We start from the raw sequence: 25,283 nt of genomic DNA on the forward strand, positions 1-25,283 counted from the left end.
GAATAGTAGAGTTTAGAAGTTGTATTGGGTTATATGAAAAAAAATAAAAGCCTTGCGATTAACAAGGCTTTTAAGGAATATTTCGTTAATCTTCAACGATTTCGCTGTGTATGCTGGATTTTTCTTCTTTTTCGGTTTTGAAATACCGTTTTTGAAATAACAGGATTAAAACCACCCCAACAGAAATCGCCGAGTCTGCAATGTTAAATACAGGTCGGAAAAAGAGAAACTCTTCACCGCCCCAAAAGGGCACCCAAGAAGGGAAGTTACCTTGAATCAATGGGAAATAAAGCATATCGACTACTTTCCCGTGTAGGAAGGAAGAATAACCACCACCTGCTGGAAACAAACTCGCTTTATCATACCAGGTGCTTTCACTAAAGATGACACCGTAAAAAGCAGAATCGATGATATTTCCAAGTGCACCGGCAAGAATTAAGGCAACATTTAAGATGAAACCCCGGTTGTACTTATTTTTGATCATGTAATGCAGGCCGTATCCAATACCCGCTACGGCTAAAATACGAAATACCGTCAAAAATAATTTTCCATAATCACCGCCAAATTCCATCCCATAGGCCATTCCATTGTTTTCAATAAAATGAATCTGGAAAAATTTGCCCAATACATGGTGGCTTTGTCCGATTGTCATGGATAACTTAACCCAGATCTTCGACAATTGGTCTATTAAAAGTATCGCGACAATAAGCGCGATCGGTTTCGTATAACCCTTCATTGTGTTATAAAAATGGTCTTTGCCTAAACAAAGACCATATATTTAATGCCTAAAATTAATATTGTTTGTTTTTCGCTTCGATGCTCAACGTTGTATGTGGAACAGCTTTCAAACGTTCTTTTTGAATCAGTTTCCCTGTTTCTCTACAGATACCATACGTTTTGTTCTCGATGCGCACCAACGCTGCTTCTAGGTTGTCGATAAATTTCTTTTGACGAGCAGCCAATTGGTTTGTTTGCTCTTTTTCCAAAGTAGCTGAACCGTCTTCCAATGTCTTGTACGTTCCAGCAGTATCGTCGGTACCATTTGCATTACTGTTATTTAGCGTTGCGGTCAACGAGGAAAGCTCTTCTTTTGCTATTCTAAGCTTGTCCAAGATAATATCTTTGAATTCTTGTAATTCTGAATCGCTATAGCGTGTTTTCTCGTTGTTGTTTGCCATAATTTAATTTTTTTGGATTAATGCCTTAAGTTCTTTGCCATCGATCTCGATGGTCTCTCCTTCAGTTAGTGAATCTTCAAATACCAATGAATCGGCCAGAATTTCGGTGCAAATATACGATAAATTTTCGTTGGCAGCATTGACCACTTCTGAAGCAGCTGTTAACTTTACGTTAATTCTATCAGTTACTTCAAATCCTTTATCCTTCCTTAGATTTTGTAGGCGGTTGATCAATTCTCTTGACAAACCTTCTTTTTTCAATTCTTCGGTGATATGTACATCTAATGCTACGGTCAATTTACCTAGGTTCGCTACCTGCCATCCCTCGACGTCTTCTGCTATAATTTCTACATCGCTCAATAGAATCGTATATGGCGTGCCTGCTAGGGCCAATTCGCCTGTTGATTCCAATGAATTTATTTGATCTATAGTCAACGATTGGATAGACGAAGAAACTAACTTCATATCCTTACCAACTTTCGCGCCAAGAGCTTTAAAATTTGGTTTTATTTTTTTCTTAATGATACCGGTGGTGTCCGTAATAAACTCGATATCTTTGATATTCGTCTCCGAAAGTATCAGATCTTTTACTTTTTCTACCTTTTCCTGGAAGGCACTATCAAGTACCGGAACCAAAATTTTGTTTAATGGTTGACGTACGTTGATGGAGGTTTTCTTACGCAAGGAAAGTGTCAAAGACGAGATGTCCTGCGCTAACGCCATACGTTCTTCCAGATCTTTATCGACTAAACTTTCATTGTAAACCGGGAAATTCGCTAAGTGAACGGATTCAACTTGTTCCTTATTCGTTGCTGCATTCAAATCCAGGAATAACCTGTCCGAGAAGAAAGGTGATATTGGCGACATCAATTTCGCAATCGTATCAAGACATGTATAAAGTGTCTGATAGGCCGAAATTTTGTCTTCTGTATAATCTCCTTTCCAGAAGCGACGACGGCAAAGACGGACATACCAGTTGCTGAGATGTTCATCAACAAAGTTTTGAATAGCACGCGCTGCTTTTGTAGGCTCGTAATCCGCCAAGTATTCGTCTACTTCCTTGGTCAACGAATTTAACAAGGAGATAATCCAACGATCAATTTCAGGACGTTTCTCCAACGCAATATCGGATTCTGCATAGGAGAACTTATCGATATTGGCATACAATGCAAAAAAAGCATAGGTATTATATAAAGTACCAAAGAATTTACGACGGACTTCATCCAACCCTTCCATATTGAATTTAAGGTTGTCCCATGGAGCGGCATTGCTGATCATGTACCAGCGTGTTGCATCGGCACTGTATTGATCGATCGTCGAGAATGGATCCACACCGTTGCCCAGGCGTTTGGACATCTTATTTCCATTTTTATCCAATACCAGGCCATTGGAAACGACGTTTTTGAAGGAAACCGATTTGTACATCATCGTAGAAATCGCATGTAAGGTGAAAAACCAGCCCCGTGTTTGATCAACCCCTTCAGCAATAAAGTCTGCCGGGTATGCATGATCGAATCCAGCTTTAAAAGGAAATTGTTCCCCTTTGGCTAATTTTTCGTGATCCAGTCCCCATTGTGCATAGGGCATGGCACCCGAATCAAACCAAACGTCGATCAAGTCAGGTTCGCGGAATAACTTTTGTCCGGCATCAGAAACCAAGACGATATCGTCTACATAGGGACGGTGAAGGTCCAATTGTTCGGTATCGAATTTATCCAAGTAAGCTTTATTTTTCGCTTTTTCATCCTCAGACAGAATGTCGGAGGTCAAAGAAGCTTCCAATAAAGACTTTAATTCAGGTAAGGAACCGATACAAACCTCTTCATTTTCGTCTTCTGAGCGCCAGATAGGAAGTGGAGTTCCCCAATAACGTGAACGTGAAAGGTTCCAGTCTACCAAGTTTTCCAACCAGTTTCCAAAGCGTCCAGTACCGGTTGCTTCAGGTTTCCAGTTGATGGTTTTATTTAAGGCAACCAAATCTTCTTTCACTGCTGTGGTGCGGATAAACCAGCTGTCTAGCGGATAGTAAAGAACAGGTTTGTCTGTCCGCCAACAGTGTGGATAGGTGTGCTCATATTTTTTGACATCGAAAGCTTTGTTGTCCTCTTTTAGTTTGATAGAGATCAATACATCCGTAGGTTTGAAATCTTCTTTTGAACGTTCCTCTGCACTGTAATATTCCTCTTTGACAAATCTTCCGGCAAAATCGGTGATTTCACTTACAAAACGTCCCGTACGGTCAACAGTAGGAACCTCTTTTCCGTTTTCATCTTTCACCAAGATGCCCGGTACACCATGTTCTTTTGCGACACGAAAGTCATCCGCACCATAAGTAGGGGCCGCATGGACGATACCCGTACCATCCTCGGTCGTAACAAAGTCGCCTGGAATAACGCGGAAAGCATTTTCTTGTAAATCCTCGCTGGTGATATAAGGCAACAATTGCTCATAACGCAAGCCAACAAGCTCTTCGCCCACAAATTCTGCTGCAAGCTCCCAAGGAATTACTTTGTCGCCCAATTTATAGTCTTGGAAGGATGCATTTTCGCCTTCTGCTTTAAAATGTTTGCTGATCAGATCTTTCGCTAATACGACGGATACAGGCGCACCGGTATATTTATTGAACGTTCGGATCTTCACATAATTTATTTTCTTGCCTACAACCAGAGCTGTGTTGGATGGTAAAGTCCATGGTGTGGTGGTCCAGGCAATGAATGCAACATCCTCCGCATCGTCGTCAACTAATTTTTCTATAGCTGGATGAAGCTGACTTTTGATCAGTCTAAATTCTGCAACGATAGTGGTATCTTTCACATCTTTATAGGTGCCGGGCTGGTTAAGTTCATGTGAACTCAATCCCGTACCTGCTGCCGGAGAGTAAGGCTGTATCGTATAACCCTTGTACAAAAGACCTTTTTTGTAAAGTTCTTTCAATAAATACCATAAAGTTTCGATGTATTCATTCTTGTAAGTAATATAAGGATGTTCAAGGTCAACCCAATACCCCATTTTGGTGGTTAGGTCATTCCATACATCGGTATATTTCATTACCTCCTTGCGACAAGCGTCATTATATTGTTCTACGGTAATCTTTTTGCCGATATCCTCTTTTGTGATTCCAAGAGCTTTTTCGACAGCAAGTTCAATGGGCAGGCCATGGGTATCCCAGCCGCCTTTTCTTTTCACTTGGTAACCTTTCAAAGTCTTGTAACGACAGAAAATATCCTTAATCGTACGTGCCATCACGTGGTGAATCCCCGGCATGCCATTTGCAGAAGGCGGACCTTCAAAAAATGTATAGGTCTTGCTTTCAGGACGATTATTGATACTTTTTTCGAATATTTTTTCCTGTTCCCAACGGGTCAAAATCTCTTTACCTATCTCGGGTAAATTTAACTGCTTATATTCTTTGTACATCAGACTGTTGTATGCTTCTTTTATAAAGGTCGCTAATTTAGTGATTTATGATGGAAAATGAAAGAGGGCTTTGTTGTACTAATCTCATTAAATCGAGGTCGAACTTTTTGAAATCTTTCCTCGATCAACCGACAAAAAATGAGTGTGGTGTCTACTACGACAAAGGGACTACCTATGGCAGTCCCTTTCTTATTTCATTTGTACTGAAATTCAGTTATGCTGAAAAACTGCTTCCACATCCGCAGGTACTTGTTGCATTGGGGTTATTAAATGTGAAGCCCCTTGCATCGAGTCCCGATTTGAAGTCGATTTCCATTCCGGCAAGATATAGGCCATGTGCTTTGTTCATAAAGATGCGGATTCCTTGAATTTCGTATTCGTTATCGCCGTCCTTTTTCTGGTCAAAGCCCAAGATATAACTCATACCGGAACAACCGCCGCCTTCAACACCGACACGTAAACCAAAATCATCAGAGATTTCTTGTTGATCCTTTAATTTATTTAGTTCCTTGATTGCCCCCTCTGTTAAAGAAACAGGAGCAACTGCTGTATGTTCTGTACTCATTTTAATAGTGTTTTAGCCAATCCAATACAAAAATACATTTTTTTAACGGCAAATTGCTTGACCTGGATTTTTTGACATTTTCGAAACATTCAATTCTTTGTCCGCTTATTTTGTCCGATAGTACCATAAAATGATCCCGACCTAATTAGGTAATTCGCATTAATAAGGCTGTTTTTCTAAGAACATTTAATAAAATATGGCTTTTTGTCGATATTCTTTATGGAATATGCTATCTTTGAGGCATTAAAATAAACTACAAAATTTACTTTACAACATTTAAAAACAATGGAAAGAGATCAAGCCATTTTTAATTTAATAGCTGATGAGCTTAAACGCCAAGAAGAAGGTATTGAATTAATTGCTTCAGAGAACTTTGTTTCAAAACAAGTGATGGAAGCTGCTGGTTCAGTGTTGACAAATAAATATGCAGAAGGCCTCCCAGGAAAACGTTACTATGGAGGTTGTGAAGTTGTGGATGAGATCGAAACCATCGCAATTGACCGTGCAAAACAATTATTTGGCGCAGAATGGGTAAATGTTCAGCCTCACTCTGGTGCTCAAGCAAATGCGGCTGTTTTTTTGGCGACAATCAAACCTGGCGACAAAATTTTAGGTCTTGATTTATCTCACGGTGGTCACTTGACACACGGTTCGCCAGCGAACTTATCGGGTAAGATCTATCAACCATTATTTTATGGTGTAAAAGAAGACACTGGTTTAATTGACTATGAGCAATTGGAAGAAACAGCGCTTCGTGAAAAACCAAAGATGATTATCTGTGGTGCTTCTGCTTATTCTCGTGATTGGGATTACGCACGCATCCGTAAAGTTGCAGACGAAATTGGTGCTATTGTGATGGCAGATATTTCTCACCCTGCAGGTTTAATCGCGCGTGGTTTATTGAATGATCCACTTCCACATTGCCATATTGTTACAACAACGACGCACAAAACGCTTCGTGGCCCTCGTGGTGGTATGATCATGGTCGGTAAAGATTTTGAAAATCCATGGGGTATCAAAACACCTAAAGGTGAAATCCGTACAATCACACAATTATTGGATTTAGCTGTATTCCCAGGTACACAAGGTGGTCCTTTAGAACATACAATCGCTGCTAAAGCAATCGCTTATGGTGAGGCTTTATCCGATGAGTATATGGAATATATCGTTCAGGTAAAGAAAAATGCAGCTGCATTGGCGCAATTCTTTGTAGAAAGAGATTATAAGATCATCTCTGGTGGTACAGACAATCACTTGATGTTGGTGGATCTACGCAATAAAGATATTTCTGGTAAAGAAGCCGAAGCTGTATTGGGTAAAGCGGGTATCACAACAAATAAAAATATGGTTCCTTTCGATACACGTTCTCCTTTTGTGACTTCAGGTGTACGTTTTGGTACTGCTGCAATCACTACACGTGGTATTAAAGAGAATGAAATTATTCAAATCGGTGAATTGATCGATGAGGCATTGAAAAATGCATCTAATGATGCGCAACTGGATTTGATCCATGGTAAAGTAAAAGCAATGATGGCTGAGTTCCCATTGTATAAATAAGACTTTTTCCATAGGAATAGAAAAAGCGGAATTACCGATGCGGTGGTTCCGCTTTTTTTATCCCGTCTTTTTTTCTACTGCTATTTTAGAAAGAATAGTTCCGTTACAGTCTCGTATCAACTTAACTTTTTAGACGAACTTAACAACAATCTTATACGGACTTTAAACGGATTTTATAGGTATTCATCCGAATGAGGTCCCTATAAGGTCCCTATTAGCTCCCTATAAAGTCCGTATGAAGTAATAACTTTAAAACTTGTTATTTTGGAGCTGTTCGAGGTTGTTATTCCATCTTGTCTGAAGGGGCGTACTGTGGTCGAAGAACCTTTATTTTGGAATTATGAGGTAGATAACTTATTTTTAAATGTTAAAAAATCTTAAAATAAATTGTAATAATTTGATTACTCATTTATTTTACGGTAATTTGGTTTTAGATTAATTGATTGTTTTACAATAAGAAAGGATAGTTTATACGGCAAACATTTACATTTTAACACAGAACTGATAATTTATTTGCGAACTGCTAAAAAAGTAAGTGACGTATGAGACTTTTAAAAAGTAAAAGCGATCAAGAGTTGATCCAAATGTATGTCGGTGGCCAAGAGTCCGGTCTAGAGGCATTGTTGAATCGATATAAATCGAAAATATATACTTCCATATATATGAAAGTAAAAGATGAATATCTTGCTGAAGATATTTTCCAGGAGACTTTCATAAAAATCATCAACACCTTAAAATCCGGTAAATATAATGAAGAAGGTAAATTTTTACCTTGGGCTATACGTATAGCGCACAATATGATCGTTGACTTTTTTAGAAAAGCAAAACGTGCTCCGAATATTGTGAATGCCGACGGGTTTGATATTTTTGAGGTGCTCGAATTTAGTGATGAAAGCGCAGAGTCAAAAATGCTCAAACAGCAGGTTGATGTCGACCTTAAAAAAATGATTCAAAAGCTTCCGGACGATCAAAAAGAAGTGCTTATTATGCGTCACTTTTGTGATATGAGTTTTAAAGATATTGCGGAGATAACCGAAGTAAGTATCAATACTGCTTTAGGGAGGATGCGCTACGCATTGAGCAATTTACGTAAAATGATTGAAGGTACTGATCTTACCCTGCAAATGGGCTATTTATAATAAAGGGGGCATTTTTAATGCCCCTTTTTATTTGCATTGCTAATTGGAGCCATAGGAAGTCTCGACGCTTTTGTAGTTTCTCGTCTTTTGTCTTAGTTTCTCATCTTTGTCTTAATAGTATAGCAAGGCTACAATCCGTTGGGCATCGTGTTTTCAAAAGCCATTTGCTTCAATAATAAGCTCCCTGATCGAACTTGAAATAAAACGCATCTCCAATACTCACCGATGAGACTACATCTTGGATTCTTGTTAAATAGCGCAGGTGTTTCACTGTACGAAGCTGAAAATGGAGTTATCTGCCCAAATGATCTGGCAATTATGTCATGTGGAGATCAGAAGAACCTGTTCTTTTTGTCAGGTCAAAGACTTTTTTTATCTTAGAAATTCATGCATATGCCTTTTTTCGACGATTGGAATAAGGTTTGATAGTCATATAATAAAATAAAACGATTGAATAGCTATGTACTTGATTTTATTTATTGGAATAATGGTGGTAAGCCTGATTGTCCAAACAAGATTCAAAAACAAATTTAAGAAATACGCCGAAATGCCTTTGAGCAATGGGATGTCTGGAGCTGAGATTGCGCAAAAAATGTTAAATGATAACGGTATATATGATGTAAAGGTAGTGTCTATTCCAGATCGCTTGGGAGATCACTATAATCCGTCAGATAAAACCGTAAATTTAAGTCCTGAAGTTTACAGTGGCCGCAGTGTTGCAGCTGCAGCAGTAGCGGCGCACGAATGTGGTCATGCTGTACAGCACGCCAAAGCCTATAAATGGTTGGGATTCCGTTCGGCAATGGTTCCGATGGTAAATGTGGCCTCTAAAATGACATCATGGGTATTGATGCTGGGTGTTATGCTATTTGCTTTTTCCAAAGGGGGTAACCCCTGGCTTTTAGCTGTTGGAGTGGGGGCTTTGGCTATTACGACCCTGTTTTCTTTTATCACCTTGCCCGTAGAGTTTGATGCGTCGAACCGCGCACTGGAATGGTTAAACCATGCTGGTGTAACCTATAATGGCGAAGAACATGACGGTGCGAAAGATGCTTTGAAATGGGCAGCGATGACTTATGTCGTAGCGGCGTTAAGTGCGTTGGTAACACTTTTGTATTATGCGTCTATTTTATTCGGTGGCCGTAGAAGTGATTAAATACGGATATTGTAACTTTATCCTACAAAAATGCGATTATTTTTCATAGTCGCATTTTTTATGGGGTGTTAATGAGGTTACTATAGACAATTTTTTTAACTTTGCTGTTTATATAGAATAAGATTCAGATTTTATGTTTTCAAATCTTCAAGATAAGTTAGATAGGGCCTTTAAAGTATTAAAAGGACAGGGTAGTATTACCGAGATCAACGTTGCAGAAACGATGAAAGAAATTCGCAAAGCGTTGTTGGATGCCGATGTGAATTATAAAACTGCCAAAACTTTTACCGACGATGTTAAACAAAAAGCTTTAGGCGAAAATGTACTGACAAGTATTTCCCCAGGCCAATTGTTGACGAAGATCATGAACGATGAGTTGACAGCTTTGATGGGCGGATCTGTTACGGAGCTTGAGACTGGAAAAAATCCAACAGTCATTCTAATTGCGGGTTTGAATGGTGCTGGTAAAACAACTTTCTCCGGTAAGTTGGCCTTGTACCTTAAAGATAAAAAGAATAAAAAACCATTGTTGGTGGCTGGTGACGTTTACCGCCCTGCAGCGATCGATCAATTGGAAGTGCTTGCCGAACAAGTGGGCGTACCAGTGTATGTGAATCGTGAATCTAACGATCCTATTGCGATTGCCAAAGCCGGTGTGGAAGAAGCAAAACGCAATGGAAATAATGTCGTAATCATCGATACAGCCGGTCGTTTGGCCATCGATGAGCCTTTAATGGTGGAGATTACAGCAGTTAAAGAGGCGACAAAGCCAGACGAAATCCTATTTGTTGTGGATTCAATGACTGGTCAGGATGCCGTGAATACAGCTAAGACGTTCAACGACCGTCTGGACTTTACAGGTGTAGTATTGACTAAGTTGGATGGTGATACACGCGGTGGTGCAGCTTTATCGATTAAATCTGTCGTTAATAAGCCTATCAAGTTTATTGGTACAGGTGAAAAGATGGATGCATTGGATGTATTCCACCCTGATCGTATGGCCTCTCGGATTTTGGGTATGGGTGACGTGGTATCCTTAGTGGAACGTGCACAGCAACAGTTTGACGAGAAGCAAGCCGCAGAGCTCCAAAAGAAAATCCGTAAGAATAAATTCGATTTCAACGATTTTAAATCCCAGATTCAACAAATCAAGAAAATGGGTAATATGAAAGACCTCATGGGAATGATCCCTGGCGTTGGGAAAGCAATGAAAGATATTGAAGTCGATGACAATGCTTTCAAACCCATTGAAGCGATTATCGATTCCATGACACCTTTTGAACGCGAAAACCCAGATGTCATTGATCAAAAACGTCGTTTACGTATTGCGAAGGGATCAGGTACTGATATTAATGAAGTGAATAAGTTATTGAAACAATTTGGTGATATGCGTAAAGTCATGAAGCAGATGTCTAATCCGGCGATGGCGGCTAAATTGATGCGTAATATGCCCAAAATGCCAGGAAAAATGTAATTTTTGGAGAATAGTTACATCATAAGAAGGGCATCGTTTTATACGATGCCCTCTTTTTTTTCTGAAAATGTCTGATCTTATTGGCCAGAAAGAACCTTCAGTCCGCTTTCATTGCTGTTGGTGTCTGCAAAGTCATGAAGGTTTTGAACATGGCATTGCTCTTTCGATTAAGTTTCGGTTGCTGCTAAGTGCTGCACCAGATGAATTGGGGACTGCTTGCAGACCGGATACGGGGCATTAGTGCCTTAAAATTCGAACTGTTTTTAAAGAAATAATTCGTAATTTCAAGTTCCTCACCCGAGTAAACGAAATATTTGTTAAATTTGTAATTATTATGGATGACCCCGCGCAATTATCGGAATACGGCAAAATCCTTATCATTCTGCTGATAGGGGCGCTGTTAGTCTGTGCGACCATTTTTCTAGCACGTTTAATCTCTCCGAAAAAGAATAATCCCATCAAATCTGGTACTTACGAATGTGGAGAGGATCCCATTGGTTCTTCTTGGGTTCAGTTTAATCCACGGTTCTATGTTATTGCCCTTGTATTTTTACTTTTTGATGTAGAGCTTATTTTTATTTTTCCATGGGCCACTGTATTTGGACAGTCCGAATATATTGCGGCAGATGGAAGATGGGGGTGGTTTACCATGATTGAAATGGCTATGTTCATTGGCATTTTAATTTTAGGATTGGTTTTTGTCTGGAAAAAGGGCGATTTGGAATGGGTTAAACCGAATGTGTCCTTACCTAAAGTTCCTGTGGCTATCCCGGATAGTGCCTATGCAAGCCTGAATAGTAGGACGTATCAGGTGCGTGATTATGCACGGATTGTAGAAGATGCTGTCGCGCACAAAACGACGACAGATGAACACGTGTCGACGCCGAAACCAGCCTTTAAACCTCGATTTAAAAAACCTGAGTAAGCATGAGTTTAGATAGTCAATTGCAGAATAATGGTATTATTGTTGCCAAATTAGATGATTTGCTGAATTGGGCAAGGTTGTCTTCAATGTGGCCCATGAGCTTTGGTATTGCTTGCTGTGCCATTGAAATGATGGGGGCAATGGCTTCAACGTATGATTTAGACCGGATGGGCGTATTCCCAAGGCCTTCTCCACGGCAATCCGACGTGATCATTATTGCTGGAACGGTTACTTTTAAGATGGCCGATCGTATCAAGAAACTATATGAACAGATGCCCGATCCTAAATATGTTATCTCGATGGGCTCTTGCTCCAACTGTGGCGGTCCATATTGGCAGCATGGTTATCATGTGGTCAAAGGGGTAGATCGAGTGATCCCTGTGGATGTTTATGTCCAGGGCTGTCCGCCACGTCCCGAGGCATTAATTGGTGCTTTTATTGAGTTGCAAAAAAAGATAGACAAAGAAAGCTTGTTGGGTGAGCAATTGTTCAGCGCAAAAGCTTAAAAGATAAATTTTATAAGATTTTAAATCAATTATGGCAAAAGATTTTTATGGTGAATTGCAATTGGGTATTCTTGGCGGTGGTCAACTGGGAAGAATGCTCATCCAGGAAGCCATTAATTACAATGTAAATGTTCATGTATTGGACCCGGATAAGAATGCTCCTTGTCGCAAGTTGTGCAATAAATTTGAATGTGGTTCATTGGGCGATTTTGAAACGGTCTATAATTTCGGTAAGGATTTGGACATGATCACGATCGAGATTGAGAAGGTGAATGTAGATGCTTTAGAGAAACTGGAAGGCGAGGGCGTTATCGTGTACCCACAATCACGTATCATTCGTCTGATTCAAGATAAAGGTCTGCAAAAGCAATTTTTTAAACAAAATGATATCCCCACTTCGGCATTTCAATTGATATCCAATAAAGATAATTTAGTGAATGCCTCGTTAAACTTACCCTATATCCAGAAATTGCGTAAGGATGGATACGATGGGAAAGGGGTAAAGAAGATTGTTAACCAACAAGATATACAAGATGCTTTCGAAGAACCCAGCTTAATTGAAGAATGGGTAGATTTTGAAAAAGAAATTGCGGTCATTGTTGCCCGGAATGATAAAGGTGAGGTGTCTACATTTCCAATGGTAGAGATGGAATTTAATCCTCAGGCTAACTTGGTGGAATTTTTGATTTCGCCGTCTTTGTATGGTGTAGAGATCCAACAACGCGCAGAGGCTATAGCAAAAAAGATTGCCGATGATCTGCAGATCGTGGGTATATTGGCTGTAGAGATGTTCCTAACGAAAAATGGTGATATTCTGGTCAATGAATTGGCTCCGCGTCCGCATAATAGTGGTCACCAGACCATAGAGGGTAATTATGTGTCGCAATTTGCACAGCATTTAAGAGCTATCTTCAATCTACCGTTAGGTGATACCAGATGCAGAACGAACGCCGTTATGATTAACCTGTTAGGTGAACCTGGCTATGAAGGATTGGCCAAATACGAGGGTGTAGAAGAGGTGTTGGCAATGGAAGGCGTATATATCCATTTATATGGAAAGAAATATACGAAGCCATTCCGTAAGATGGGCCATGTTTGTATTATCAATGATGACCGGGAGAAAGCGATCTCCAATGCAAGAAAAGTACAAGAAATATTAAAAGTTAAAGCTTAAACAATACTATGTCAGTCAATAATAAGGCCCAGGTAGGCATTATCATGGGAAGCAAATCAGATCTTCCTGTTATGCAGGATGCGATAGATGTGCTCAAAACCCTTGGGGTGGAATTTGAGGTAACGATCGTATCAGCACATCGTACACCACAACGTATGTTTGATTATGCCAAAAATGCAGCATTTCGTGGTTTGAAAGTTATTATTGCTGGAGCGGGTGGTGCTGCGCATTTGCCCGGAATGGTCGCTTCAATTACACATTTACCTGTAATAGGCGTACCTGTAAAATCATCAAATTCCATTGATGGATGGGACTCGGTACTTTCTATCCTTCAGATGCCCAATGGTATTCCTGTAGCAACTGTCGCTTTAAATGCGGCGAAGAATGCAGGTATATTGGCAGCTCAGATTCTGGGTACACATGATGAAACAATCAGCAAGAATATTATCGAATTTAAAGAAGAGTTGGCGAGAAAAGTAATCGAGACCGCAGTAGAGGTCGAAGATACCGAATTCTAAGCTGACAATCTTACAAAATAAAAAAAGGGAGCATTGCTCCCTTTTTTTATTTTGTAAGATTTGCCTGAACATAATCGTAACTTTTTTTGAGACTTTCGATCTTATCTGGCATATAGATATTGTCTTGCTCGACAAATGCATATTTAAGTCCGGCTTTATTCTTTTCTTTGACGATTTCAGGGAAGTTGATGCTTCCGGTCCCCACTTCGGTATACTTGATGTCATTGAAGATTTGCTCAATCGGCAATTTTCCATCTTTGGGCCATTCAATGGGATTGGATTTTGTTTTATCCATATCTTTGACATGCCATAGTTTAAAACGGTTGGGGAATTTTTCAAACAAGGCTATCGGGTTTTTACCCGCTTTTTCTGCCCAGAAAAGGTCTAATTCAAAATCGACCAAATCAGGTTCAGTGAATGCTAACATCACCTCTTCACCGGTCGTATTATTGCCCAGATCCCTAAATTCCCAGAAATGGTTGTGGTAGGCAACTTTTAGACCCAATTTTTTAGCCTGTTCACCAGCTTTATTCAATTGCTCGGCAGCATAGAGATAATCATCTTTTTTCAATGCATTCAGATCAAACATCGGTGTCACAGGAGCAATTACATATTCTTGGCCAAGTTCTTTTGCTGCATCAAAATAAGCCGCAAGATCTTCTTTGTCGGTATGCGCTTTACTGAGGTATTTGGACATATCGTAATGGCCTGAATGTGTTTTTAGACCGTTATCATCCAATATTTTCTTCAACTCTTTGTAAGGCAATTTCCAGAACTGCTTGGCTGTGGCGTCTATCCCATAGAGCTCAACATGTTTATACCCAATTTTGGCAATTTGTTCCAAAGATCCTTTCGGATCTTTATCCATTAAATCGCGAATGGAATACAGCTGTACGCCTATATTCTGTAATGGATTGTCGCTGATTGCACCGGCTTTATTTTGACAAGATATAAAGTTGGGCACCAGATAAGCTGCCGAAAGACCTATTCCAGCTTGCTTTAAAAATTGACGACGAGAATTGTTCATCATATAATTGATTACTTGTTAGTGTACAATGTACAATTATTTGTTCAGAAATCAATGGTACAACAGGGAATATTTTTGAAGTGTATGCTGAATCTTAACCCATAAAATTTTTGGAAGGTCAATGTCTTGTAGGTTGGGAAGAGTTCTTTTTAGGGGAGGAGTGCGGAGTTCTTCACACCAATAAAAAAGGTCTGAATATTTTTCAGACCTTTTTTCTATTCAAGTAGGAAAACTTAAACAGTCATGATATCTTTTTCTTTCAGTTCAGCCAATTTATCAACTTTTACAATGAATGCATCTGTTAATTTTTGAACTTCACCTTCTGCAGTTTTGATTTCATCTTCAGAAGCGCCGTCATTTTTTAATTTTTTGATGGATTCGTTGACATCTTTACGGATATTACGTACACCAATACGGCCTCTTTCAGTTTCTTCTTTTACTTTCTTAACCAAATCACGTCTTCTTTCTTCTGTTAAAGGAGGAATATTCAGACGAATAACGATACCGTCATTCTGTGGGTTGATTCCTAGGTTAGCGTCAGTGATAGCTTTTTCAATTGCGTTGATGAGCGATTTTTCCCAAGGTTGGATAACAATAGTCCGTGCATCAGTTGTATTGATGTTGGCCACTTGTGAAAGTGGAGTGGCGCTACCATAATAGTCTACTGAAATTCCATCTAACATCGATGGAGAAGCTTTACCCGCACGAATTTTAGTTAATTCGGATTCGGTGTGAGCAACTGCTTTGGACATCTTGTCTTTACAATCGTCCAATTCAATTGAAATTAGTTCGTTCATATAAGATTACGTTTTTTACAGATTTAAATTATTTAACCACAGTTCCGACATGTTCACCATTAGCAAGTTTCAATAAGTTGCCTGGTTTGTTCATATCAAATACGATGATCGGTAATTTGTTTTCTTGACAAAGGGTAAAGGCTGTCATATCCATAACATTTAATCCTTTCTCATAAACCTCTGTGAATGATATTTCTTCAAATTTTGTTGCAGTAGGATCTTTTTCAGGATCTGCGGTGTAAATACCATCCACACGGGTTCCTTTCAATACGGCATCCGCATTGATTTCGATTGCACGCAAAGATGCAGCGGTATCCGTTGTGAAATAAGGGTTTCCTGTACCAGCTCCGAAAATAACAATACGGCCTTTTTCCAAATGGCGTACAGCTCTTCTGCGAATAAATGGTTCGCAGATTTGCTCCATTTTGATCGCAGTAAGCAAACGTGTCTTTTTCCCAACTTTCTCAAGCGCATCTTGAAGTGCCATGCTGTTGATGACTGTGGCAAGCATGCCCATATAGTCTGCTTGAACACGGTCCATGCCTGATTTTTCGGCGCTTAGACCACGATATATATTACCGCCACCGATAACAATTGCAATTTCTAGACCTTGATCGTGAAGTTCTTTGATATCATTAGCGTATTGTGATACACGGTTAATATCGATACCGTAGCTTTGGTCACCCATTAAGGATTCACCGCTAAGTTTTAATAAGATACGTTTGTATTTCATAATTGTTTTTTTGGAAATTTTCCAAAGGTCAAAGATAAAATATTTTTTTTATCCCTTAAGCCTAAAATAATATTTATTGTGCTTTTATTGTTTGATTAATGACTTCTCCGTAATACTGTTCATATAAAGGCATAATATTGGACAATTGGAATTTTTTCGCATGATTTAATGCCGCTTCCTTAAATTTTTCTAAGCGCTCTCCATCTTCCAAGATATAAATCGCATTCTTTGCCATATCTTCAACATCACCAACAGCACTGAGAAATCCAGTGACGCCGTTTTCATTCAGCTCAGGTAACCCTCCAGTATTGGAAGAGATAACTGGAACTTGACAAGCCATGGCTTCTAAAGCCGCAAGACCGAAACTTTCCGAACTTGAAGGCATCAGAAATAGATCTGATACAGACAGTATTTCTTCCACTGCATCCTGTTTCCCCAAGAAACGGACGTCCTTGCATACATCAAGTTCTCTGGATAGCTCTTCTGCATTTCGACGCTCAGGGCCGTCACCTACCATCAATAATTTGGAAGGGATAACATCATGTACTTTCTTAAAAATACGGATGACATCTTCTGTATTTTTGACTTTTCTAAAGTTGGACGTATGGACCAATATACGCTCATTGCCGGGGGCAATGGCTTTTTTGAAATGTGACCGATCTTTATTGCTAAATCTGTCGAGGTCAATAAAGTTGGGAATCACTTTGATATCGCGCGTAATATCAAAATATTGAAGCGTCTGATCTTTCAGATTCTGTGATACAGCGGTTACGCCATCGGACTGATTGATGGAGAATGTTACGACCGGACTAAAACTCTTGTCTTTGCCAACCAATGTAATATCCGTCCCGTGTAAAGTCGTCACGACAGGAATATTAATGCCGTAGGTAGTGAGTAAGATCTGTTTGGCCATAAATGCCGCTGATGCATGTGGAATGGCATAGTGGACGTGGATCAAATCCAACTTTTCGAAGCGAACAACATCAACCAGTTTGCTGGCTAACGCAGATTCATAGGGTAGAAAATCAAAAAGAGGATACTGCGAAACAGCTACCTCATGATAGTATAGGTTTTCAGAAAAGAAATCCAGACGTGCAGGTTGTCGATAGGTTATAAAATGAATCTCATGTCCATTTGCGGCCAAGGCCTTTCCTAGTTCGGTTGCAACTACACCACTTCCACCAAAGGTGGGATAACAAACAATTCCTATTTTCATCTGCGTAATTATGTCTGAGCGCATATTTTAACGGCATCCCGTTATAAACGCTGTTTATTTTTTGTTAAAAGGCTCCCGGGAACCTCGTGTTAGTACTTTGATTGTCGTTGTTCAAGACTCGCAATGTCCATTACATACAAACGCTATTCATTCATGTGGCACCGACGAAGTTCTTTAGCTTGACAATTGCCCTCTTATTTTACTTTATGATAACAAGGTAAATTGAAGATGCTTATTCCTGAATTTTGTGTTGCAAATTTCGTCTATTTATGCGTAAAATAACAAAAACCAATTGCCATAGTTTTGTGAATTTTTTGATTGGTTAAAAAGCACTATCTTTAAATAGATATTAAATCGGTATATGGATAACTTTATAAGTGATATTTCAGGACAGCAATTTCCTTCGGAACAACGTATTTTGGGGGCTTCAATCCGACAACCCATTTTTAAGCTGATAAAAAAGGAATATCCAGGTTTTAGTAAGGACAAGTATATCGCCGCAAGTGAGTTGACACGATTTAAAGAAACTTATATCGCCGAATTTCTGAAAGATGAGTCTGGACAGTTAAGTCAATTGGATCAGCAGGTCATCAACAGTTTTAAGGAAAATAAAGTGATCAGCGCAAGTTTGGATGGAGATAATATGGAGCCAGTCAGCGTAGGAGACCGGGTTGCCGATAAAGTGGCTGAGTTTGGCGGAAGCTGGACCTTTATTATTTCCTTTGTCTTATTTTTGATTGTCTGGATTGCGGCCAATATCTTTTGGTTAAATAATAAAGGCTTTGATCCTTATCCCTTTATTTTACTGAACCTGATTTTGTCCTGCGTAGCTGCTTTGCAAGCTCCAGTTATTATGATGAGTCAAAACAGACAAGAAGATAAGGATCGTGAACGTGCAAGAAATGACTATATGGTCAACTTAAAGGCTGAACTCGAAATCAGGGAATTGCATGAGAAAATAGATCATCTCATTATCCGCAAAGAACAAGAACTTGTCGAAGTACAACGGGATCAAGTGGAAAAATTGAGCTTTCTATTAAAAAAGATGGAAAAAATAGAAGAAGCATTTAAAAATAAATGAATTTAGAAGGAGTAATAGGAGAACTTACGTTTAAGTTTTCCAGATCGGGTGGAGCAGGTGGACAACATGTAAACAAGGTGTCATCGAAAGTATTGTTGCAGTGGGATGTTGCGCTATCCACAGCTGCTTCTGTTGAAGAAAAAGCAATGATTTTCAGCGCGTTGGCAAACCGTATCAATAAAGAAGGAATACTGCAATTGGAGTGCGATATCGATCGGTCGCAGATCCGTAATAAAGAAATCGCAATCGATCGCTTTAAGCGTATAGTGGAAGGCGCACTTGTGCCAGCAAAACCCCGTAAAAAAACCAAAACTCCGTATTCGAGTGTGCTGAAAAGACTGGATCGAAAGAAACAGCAGTCTCAATTGAAAGCCTCAAGGAAAAAGAATTTCGACGAATAAAGATGACAATATCACGTATTGTTGTAAATTAATTGTTTAATTATCAGTATTTTGTATTTTAAACTAATTTATTAGTTGTAAAACTATGATTTTAGTTATAACTTGTGTATTGATTTATTATTTTGGTATTTATTTTATTCCTGAGGAGTTATGGAGGATTTTAAAGAGTTAACGAAAGCTGAGGAGCAGATTATGCAAGAGCTCTGGGAGATGGGCCGTGGCTTTGTCAAAGAAATTATTGATCGACTTCCGGAGCCGAAACCGGCCTATAACACGGTCTCGACCATCGTTCGTATTCTCGAAACAAAGGGCTTTGTAAGGCATGAATCTTTTGGTAAAAGTCATCAATATTTACCAAAGATTTCAAAAGAGGAATATAAGAAAGGTATCACAGGAAAGTTATTAACGAATTATTTTGATAATTCGCCCAAGCGTATGCTCTCTTATTTTTTGGAAGAGAATAGGCTGGACATCAAAGAACTTGATGACATCTTATCGATCATCGAACGTAATAAATAACAACCAATACCCTTTTATAAACTTTTTGATTATGATTTACTTATTGATTGTCAATATTTCATTGATTATCAGTTTTGTGCTCTACAAACTGATTTTTAGAAAACTTACTTTTTTTCAATGGAACCGGATCTATCTGATTGGAATGGTTGTATTTTCCTTATTAGCTCCTGTGGGTATTTTTATTGAATTACCCAAGACGGAAATGATTTCCAATCATATTCCACAGGTCGACTTAGGAACATATATGGATGTCGAAATCGGGAGCCCGATCGAAAAAAAAACTCTTTTTCTGTTGGATATTCTTGCCAAGATCTATTGGATAGGAGTGGGAATCGCCTTTTTTTTCCTGGCGATACGGATCAGGCAACTTGTTCGGGTATTGCGTTCTTCTCCTGAGTACCTGAGTTTTTCTTTTTTTAATCGGGTTGTGATTGGAAAATCGATTAAAAACAAGAAGAATATTGCATGGCATGAGCAGGTTCATGCTGAGCAGGGACATTCCTATGATTTACTGTTGATTGAGCTACTTAAAATTTTCAATTGGTTCAATCCTGTTGTGTATTTCTTTCAAAAGGAAATAAGGTTTCAACACGAATATATTGTAGATGAAATTTGCTCGACCGATAAAGTGGCTTATGCAGAAATGCTGGTTGCTCATGCATTACGTACAGATCAATTGGCTTTTTCACATGAGTTTTCCAATCATTCTTTTTTAAAGCAGCGCATCACGATGTTATTTAAAGATAAATCTGTACAAAGACAACGCTTGTTATATGTGATTGTGCTGCCCATGTTATTGGTGGTAGCGGGGTCTACGTTGGTCTTTAATACGAGTAGGGCCAAGGCTATGGTAGCGGATGTAGAAGAAAGCGTTAATGGCTTAACTGTGACTGATGAGCAGACATTGCCGAGCCAGTCTGAGGAGCTAAAAAATGGACAGGTAAATGAAGACAGTAAGGTCTACAAAGATCCTGAGATCATGGCTATTCCAGTTGGAGGAATGAAAAAGTATGTCATGGGATTGGGCAGTAGAATCCACGTGAGTGATGAAGCAATCAAAAATAATGTGATCGGGGTAATTGTCATCTCAGCCATCGTGGAGAAAAATGGTGAGTTGAGCCATATAAAGGCTAAGAATGATTTGGGCTATGGCCTGGCATCCGCTGTGGAAAATGCTGTAAAAGCAAGTGGGAAATGGAAACCTGCAATCGTCAATGGGAAAGTCGTTCGATCGCTGCTTTCCTTACCCGTTACCGTTGGCGGAAAAACGACGTACTATTGGGAGGAAACTGACACATTGGGCAGAAAGGTCCGGATGTCATCTCATTCATTCCCGGGCGCTGAATCTGGTGAAGAGACGGAAAAACAACTCAAGGAAGTAAAATCGATAAGGACGGAAGATGAGAGCGACCGCTGGAATCTTTCATTGGATTTTCAGTCCGATTTAGTAACTTTTGATAAAGTTGAGGTGCAACCAACACCTATTGGAGGAATGCGATCTTTTATGATCTGGGTAGGCGATAATTTTGTTTTTCCGGAAGCAGCAATTAAACGGGAGGTTAAAGGCATTGTTGAAGTGGCTTTTATTGTCGAAAAGGATGGCAGTTTATCCCATGTTGATGTGAAAAAAGATCTTGGTTATGGAACCAAAGAGGCGGCATTGGAGCTCCTAAAAGGTGCGAAAAAATGGAAACCGGGATTAGTTAACGGTAAACCGGTACGCGTGGCTTACACATTGCCTATTCGTTTAAATTTAAAGAAGTAAAGATTAGATCATAAATATGCAGAGCAGATTCATTCAAATTTTCTATTTTATTGTGGTTTTGGCCATGCTTTCTTCCTGTAAGTCCTATAAAGTGGTTCCCAACGGTTTTGCTGTACAAGGTGATGAGTATTTTGTTAATATTAACAAAGAGCTTACCGTATTCCTCGGGGATGATATTATGGAGGATAAAAATTGGCAAGGTAAGACTAATCCGATTAATGCAAAGCAGGTTGACAATCGATTTCGTCGTGTATTACGCCATTTACGCTATTCAGATACCGCGTATCAGGTTTTGTTTTCTGGACATCTGGAAGGAAAATATCAGTATGACATGCTTGCTGTAGTCAACAACTCGCCAAATGTAAAAGGGAAAAAAAATCACCTACTTGATTTAAGTTCTTTTCAACGGGAGCAAAATAAGGAGGGACGATATTTTTATACGACTACAACTTTTAAGGGACAAAAGCTGCTTCATTTTGTAATTCCGTTTAACGGGCGCCTTTGGCAAGAGAAAATGGTGTCGCTGATCTTTCTTTTCCCGGAGGATTTTACCGATATCGCGTGGGCGAAGGATGTAGTGATGTCTAATGTTGCTATGTATCGCGATCGTTATAAATTTACCCCGAGCCGCACAGAGATTTTATGTCCTGATGATGGTAGTAGCCGTTCGCATTTAGATTATAAAATTCCGGAAGAAAAGGTGAATAAAACAGGTTACATGTTAATGAAAGCTTATGGTGAAGTTGGCGGAGAACGAAAACTGGTTGTTTACCGCGTGATGAAGCCTGGTGATTTTTATGGTTCCTTTGTGACTTGTAAAGGGGATTATGAAATTCTATATACCACATTGCAGGACAAGATTGTTTGGCAGACCAAGGTGAATACAGAGCGGGATGTCGAATTCTAACGAAATAAATTGAAAGCCTTGGATCAATAATCCAGGGCTTTCAATTTATTCTTTAAATGTGAAATTTCATTTTGGAGCTGTTCAACTTTCTCCAATAGGTGACTGGCAACCTGAATTCCGGCAGGATTTACTTCAAGATCATAGTAGAGATTTGAAAAGCGTTCCAATTTTTGGAGCTCTTCTTCATCAATATATTGTTCTTCTTGTTGAATGACAATATGTATGAGTCCGTATTCCTCCATGGTTTGCAGGAATGTTGTTTCAACCTTTCTGGACTGGCAGAAGTCGATGACTTTAATGAGTGTCGTTTCCATAAGATTAGTGTTTTAAATCCTTCAATTGTTGGAACAAGGCCTTTTCTTCGGCAGACAGATTATTGGGCATTTGAATATTCAATGTGACATACAGATCGCCAAATTCACCTTCTTTGCGATACAAGGGGAATCCTTTTCCTTTAAGTCGCATTTTTGCACCATTTTGACTTTCGGCTTTAATCTTCAGTTTAACTTTGCCGCCGAATGTATCTAAGGTTGCTTCACCGCCTAAAATAGCTGTATAGAGGTCTATATCAAGTGTTGTGTATAAGTCATTCCCCTGACGTTTAAAACGGGCATCAGGTGTGATGTTGATGGTGATATAGAGATCTCCTTTTGGACCACCGTTGATGCCCTCTCCGCCATAACCTTTCAGTTTGATCTTCTGACCATCCTCCACGCCAGCATGAATCGTGATGCGGATACTTTTTCCATTGATATTGAAGGTCTGTTGATGTGTCGTGTAAGCTTCTTGTAAGGTTAAGCTGAGCTCCGCATTAAGGTCCTGGCCGCGGAATGTACTTTGGCGGCCTCCTCCGCGTCTGCTACCAAACATCTGTTCGAAGAAATCAGAGAATTGCCCATCATCAAAGTTTCCAGTGTACTCATGGGAACCGCCACCACCAAATGGATTTCCTCCAGCGCCGAATGGATTTCCTCCGTTAGATTGTGACTGACGGTATTGTTGTTGCGCTTTTTCATACCCCTCTCCATGTTGCCAATGTTCACCGTATTGGTCATATTTTTTGCGCTTTTCGGGATCGGATAATACTTCATTTGCCTCATTAATCTCCTGAAATCGTTGTTTGGCCTCATTGTCATTGGGGTTGACATCAGGGTGGTATTTACGGGCTAGTTTTCGATATGCTTTTTTGATGTCATCAGCAGAAGCTGTTTTATCAATGCCAAGCACTTTATAGTAATCTACAAAAGCCATAAATTATACTTGTTTTGTATTAAAGATAACAATAATTGTGAATAAAAGGTTTATGCTAAAGGTCATTTTAGTACATAAAAAAAGCAAGTAAACAATCATTTACTTGCTTTTTGTATTGTACAAAATAATCCTTGATAAAGCCGATAATTTGACCTTACTCTTTATTACTGTCGATGACCAGGCGATTTTCCCTATTGGCTATTTGCCATGCCGTGTAAAATGCGAGCTTTTCGCGTTTTACCATTAATGGAAAGTCGATCTTGTCATAGGTATCTGCAGGCGTGTGGTAGTCCGGATGCAGGCCCGAAAAATAAAAGACAGAAGGAATACCTTTCTTGGCAAAGTTATAATGATCGGATCTATAGTACAAACGCATAGGATCCTTTGGATTGTCATACATATAGTCAATCTCCAGTTTCGTATGTTTTTCATTCTCATTTTTATTGATCTCATATAACTCGGAGCTCAATTTATCTGAACCGATAGCGTGGATATAATCATGATTGCCTTTGAGATGCTTGTCGTCGACACGGCCGATCATATCGATATTGATGCATGCAACGGTGTTTTTCAATGGAAATATCGGATTTTCTGTATAGAATTTGGAACCTAGTAAACCTTTTTCTTCTGCAGCATAGGTGATGAACAAAATGCTGCGACGTGGGCCATTTCCTGTTGATTTAGCTTTCGAAAAAGCGCGTGCCAACTCAAGGACGGCTGTTGTGCCCGAGGCATTGTCATCGGCCCCAAAGAAGATATTGCCTTTGGAATCCATTCCATCGTGGTCGTAGTGGCCTCCGATCACAACGATTTCGTCTTTTTTATCTGTTCCTTCCAGATAGCCAAGAATGTTTGGATCAGCTAAAGCAGCCGCATTGGTGCCAAACTCAGCTTTAAAATTTGTTGAAATAACGAAGGAATTAGGTTTTCCCGTACGATTAATCTTTGCAACAACAGTAGCAAGGTTAGTTCTCGCCAGGTTTAGTATATAATTTGCGGCATGGTCTGTAATGTTGACTACAGGGATCATTGGCGACTTTTCCGGCGCTGGTTGGTCCACCGCCAAATTATAACGGCCCTCAATGGCGCGGTCTCCCGCATCCTCCAAAAGTTGGGACAGCTGACTATTGATCGCTAACACCATTTTGGGATTGTGTTTAAGGATCTCTTTGACTTTTTTATTTCGGGTTGTTGCCCAGTCCGAAGCAGTCTTCTTGCTGCTAATCCATGAATTTCCTTTCTCATCTGTTGGCTCATTCTCGTTGATCAACATAACGATCTTATTGTGGAGATCCAAGCCCGAGATATCCGAATACTTGGGATCATCTATGCCATAACCAATAAACACGATTTCATTGCTTTCGAAGAATTTGTTCTCGTTGTTGCCAATGACGAAAATGTCCTTACCATGCTGAAAGGGTCTATCGTTAATACTAAACTGTTTTACTTTAAAGCTGTTGCGAATTAGTTGCAGGGGTTGGAAATAGGATCCATTGACAGGCGCACTAAGTCCATATTTTTTAAATTCATTGGCAATATATTCTGCTGCCAGACGTCCGCCTTTTTGACCCGTTCCCCGGCCTTCAAAATCGACGGAAGCTAAAGTGCGCAGATGCTTCTGTGTAGATTCTACCGTGATTTCATCGGCATATTTACTGTTTATGTCCTGTGCATTTGCACAGCTCATCAGAGCGCATGCTATCCAAAGTAGGTTGTATATTTTCTTCATTGTTTATTTTTTACTAGCGTGACTTTCAGTACCTTATTTTGTAATTTAATTAACCAGATCAGCTGCGTATCATCTTCTTGATTGATATAACAGGTGCCAGTATCTGCACAATATATAAAAAAAAGCGGATGAAAAGTATAATTTGCTTTTCATCCGCTTCTTAAAATATGTTAATGTCTCGTCCTGAAATAGCGATACATAAAAAGAATCGTTATGAAAGAAGGCACAAATTATGTAAAGCGTACGCA

Annotated in this window: 24 protein-coding genes; 13 read left to right on the forward strand and 11 right to left on the reverse strand. The window is 39.4% G+C overall.

Annotated features, from left to right (window positions below; all coding sequences use genetic code 11):
• Nucleotides 1–85: 85 nt before the first annotated feature.
• From BGP15_RS22885 to BGP15_RS22900, 4 genes are all read right to left on the reverse strand, one after another.
• Nucleotides 86–736, reverse strand: coding sequence for a lipoprotein signal peptidase (locus BGP15_RS22885; protein WP_070562322.1), 651 nt, complete (start codon nt 734–736; stop codon nt 86–88).
• 55 nt (nt 737–791) lie between these two features.
• Nucleotides 792–1,178 carry a TraR/DksA family transcriptional regulator gene (locus BGP15_RS22890; RefSeq protein WP_046674049.1) on the reverse strand — a complete coding sequence of 129 codons (387 nt, stop codon included), beginning with the start codon at nt 1,176–1,178 and terminating at the stop codon, nt 792–794.
• Between the two features lie 3 nt (nt 1,179–1,181).
• Complete coding sequence (gene ileS / locus BGP15_RS22895; protein ID WP_286770818.1) at nt 1,182–4,595, reverse strand: isoleucine--tRNA ligase; 3,414 nt, start codon at nt 4,593–4,595, stop codon at nt 1,182–1,184.
• A 214-nt stretch (nt 4,596–4,809) separates the two neighbouring features.
• The gene (locus BGP15_RS22900; protein WP_046674047.1) at nt 4,810–5,160 is read right to left on the reverse strand and encodes a HesB/IscA family protein; all 351 of its coding nucleotides are present in this window, start codon (nt 5,158–5,160) and stop codon (nt 4,810–4,812) included.
• A gap of 285 nt (nt 5,161–5,445) precedes the next feature.
• On the opposite strand from BGP15_RS22900, the gene glyA reads away from it, so the two are divergent.
• From glyA to purE, 8 genes are all read left to right on the forward strand, one after another.
• Nucleotides 5,446–6,717 (forward strand): serine hydroxymethyltransferase, encoded by a 1,272-nt coding sequence (gene glyA, locus BGP15_RS22905; protein WP_046674046.1) that lies wholly within the window; start codon nt 5,446–5,448, stop codon nt 6,715–6,717.
• Between the two features lie 542 nt (nt 6,718–7,259).
• Nucleotides 7,260–7,856 carry an RNA polymerase sigma factor gene (locus tag BGP15_RS22910; RefSeq protein WP_046674045.1) on the forward strand — a complete coding sequence of 199 codons (597 nt, stop codon included), beginning with the start codon at nt 7,260–7,262 and terminating at the stop codon, nt 7,854–7,856.
• Between the two features lie 460 nt (nt 7,857–8,316).
• Entirely contained in the window at nt 8,317–9,012 is a 696-nt protein-coding gene (locus tag BGP15_RS22915; protein ID WP_070562330.1) for a zinc metallopeptidase, read from the forward strand.
• 133 nt (nt 9,013–9,145) lie between these two features.
• Complete coding sequence (ffh, locus tag BGP15_RS22920; RefSeq protein ID WP_046674043.1) at nt 9,146–10,486, forward strand: signal recognition particle protein; 1,341 nt, start codon at nt 9,146–9,148, stop codon at nt 10,484–10,486.
• 334 nt (nt 10,487–10,820) lie between these two features.
• On the forward strand, nt 10,821–11,411 hold the full coding sequence (locus BGP15_RS22925; RefSeq protein ID WP_070562335.1) for an NADH-quinone oxidoreductase subunit A: 591 nt from the start codon (nt 10,821–10,823) through the stop codon (nt 11,409–11,411).
• Between the two features lie 2 nt (nt 11,412–11,413).
• Nucleotides 11,414–11,917 (forward strand): NADH-quinone oxidoreductase subunit B, encoded by a 504-nt coding sequence (locus tag BGP15_RS22930; RefSeq protein ID WP_353681996.1) that lies wholly within the window; start codon nt 11,414–11,416, stop codon nt 11,915–11,917.
• A gap of 31 nt (nt 11,918–11,948) precedes the next feature.
• Nucleotides 11,949–13,091: a 5-(carboxyamino)imidazole ribonucleotide synthase gene (locus BGP15_RS22935; RefSeq protein ID WP_070562338.1), complete on the forward strand. Its 1,143-nt coding sequence runs from the start codon at nt 11,949–11,951 to the stop codon at nt 13,089–13,091.
• 8 nt (nt 13,092–13,099) lie between these two features.
• Nucleotides 13,100–13,609: a 5-(carboxyamino)imidazole ribonucleotide mutase gene (purE, locus tag BGP15_RS22940; protein ID WP_046674039.1), complete on the forward strand. Its 510-nt coding sequence runs from the start codon at nt 13,100–13,102 to the stop codon at nt 13,607–13,609.
• 46 nt (nt 13,610–13,655) lie between these two features.
• On the opposite strand, the gene BGP15_RS22945 is transcribed toward purE, so the two are convergent.
• The 4 genes from BGP15_RS22945 to bshA form a co-directional block, all read right to left on the reverse strand.
• Complete coding sequence (locus BGP15_RS22945; protein ID WP_236586123.1) at nt 13,656–14,639, reverse strand: sugar phosphate isomerase/epimerase family protein; 984 nt, start codon at nt 14,637–14,639, stop codon at nt 13,656–13,658.
• 230 nt (nt 14,640–14,869) lie between these two features.
• Nucleotides 14,870–15,433: a ribosome recycling factor gene (frr, locus tag BGP15_RS22950; protein ID WP_070566206.1), complete on the reverse strand. Its 564-nt coding sequence runs from the start codon at nt 15,431–15,433 to the stop codon at nt 14,870–14,872.
• Nucleotides 15,434–15,461: 28 nt separating this feature from the next.
• Nucleotides 15,462–16,166: a UMP kinase gene (gene pyrH, locus BGP15_RS22955; protein WP_046672284.1), complete on the reverse strand. Its 705-nt coding sequence runs from the start codon at nt 16,164–16,166 to the stop codon at nt 15,462–15,464.
• A gap of 73 nt (nt 16,167–16,239) precedes the next feature.
• Complete coding sequence (gene bshA, locus BGP15_RS22960) at nt 16,240–17,382, reverse strand: N-acetyl-alpha-D-glucosaminyl L-malate synthase BshA (RefSeq protein ID WP_046672291.1); 1,143 nt, start codon at nt 17,380–17,382, stop codon at nt 16,240–16,242.
• Nucleotides 17,383–17,743: 361 nt separating this feature from the next.
• Here bshA and BGP15_RS22965 point away from each other — a divergent pair, with 361 nt between their 5' ends.
• The 5 genes from BGP15_RS22965 to BGP15_RS22985 all read left to right on the forward strand — a co-directional run bounded on the left by BGP15_RS22965 (nt 17,744) and on the right by BGP15_RS22985 (nt 22,055).
• Complete coding sequence (locus BGP15_RS22965) at nt 17,744–18,463, forward strand: DUF1003 domain-containing protein (protein WP_070566208.1); 720 nt, start codon at nt 17,744–17,746, stop codon at nt 18,461–18,463.
• The gene (arfB, locus tag BGP15_RS22970) at nt 18,460–18,864 is read left to right on the forward strand and encodes an alternative ribosome rescue aminoacyl-tRNA hydrolase ArfB (RefSeq protein ID WP_286770819.1); all 405 of its coding nucleotides are present in this window, start codon (nt 18,460–18,462) and stop codon (nt 18,862–18,864) included. The genes BGP15_RS22965 and arfB overlap by 4 nt, the downstream gene beginning before the upstream one ends.
• 150 nt (nt 18,865–19,014) lie before the next feature.
• Nucleotides 19,015–19,383 carry a BlaI/MecI/CopY family transcriptional regulator gene (locus tag BGP15_RS22975; protein ID WP_046672281.1) on the forward strand — a complete coding sequence of 123 codons (369 nt, stop codon included), beginning with the start codon at nt 19,015–19,017 and terminating at the stop codon, nt 19,381–19,383.
• A gap of 31 nt (nt 19,384–19,414) precedes the next feature.
• Nucleotides 19,415–21,148 carry an energy transducer TonB gene (locus BGP15_RS22980; protein WP_286770820.1) on the forward strand — a complete coding sequence of 578 codons (1,734 nt, stop codon included), beginning with the start codon at nt 19,415–19,417 and terminating at the stop codon, nt 21,146–21,148.
• Nucleotides 21,149–21,164: 16 nt separating this feature from the next.
• A complete protein-coding gene (locus tag BGP15_RS22985; protein WP_112373758.1) occupies nt 21,165–22,055 on the forward strand; it encodes a hypothetical protein in 891 nt (296 codons plus the stop codon).
• A 23-nt stretch (nt 22,056–22,078) separates the two neighbouring features.
• Here BGP15_RS22985 and BGP15_RS22990 read toward each other — a convergent pair whose 3' ends face one another.
• From BGP15_RS22990 to BGP15_RS23000, 3 genes are all read right to left on the reverse strand, one after another.
• The gene (locus BGP15_RS22990) at nt 22,079–22,369 is read right to left on the reverse strand and encodes a chaperone modulator CbpM (protein ID WP_046672278.1); all 291 of its coding nucleotides are present in this window, start codon (nt 22,367–22,369) and stop codon (nt 22,079–22,081) included.
• Between the two features lie 4 nt (nt 22,370–22,373).
• Complete coding sequence (locus tag BGP15_RS22995; RefSeq protein ID WP_286770821.1) at nt 22,374–23,306, reverse strand: DnaJ C-terminal domain-containing protein; 933 nt, start codon at nt 23,304–23,306, stop codon at nt 22,374–22,376.
• A gap of 154 nt (nt 23,307–23,460) precedes the next feature.
• Nucleotides 23,461–25,035 carry a M28 family peptidase gene (locus BGP15_RS23000; protein WP_159332736.1) on the reverse strand — a complete coding sequence of 525 codons (1,575 nt, stop codon included), beginning with the start codon at nt 25,033–25,035 and terminating at the stop codon, nt 23,461–23,463.
• Between the last annotated feature and the right edge of the window lie 248 nt (nt 25,036–25,283).

Source organism: Sphingobacterium sp. 40-24, from assembly GCF_001899705.1.
Taxonomy (GTDB): Bacteria; Bacteroidota; Bacteroidia; order Sphingobacteriales; family Sphingobacteriaceae; genus Sphingobacterium; species Sphingobacterium multivorum.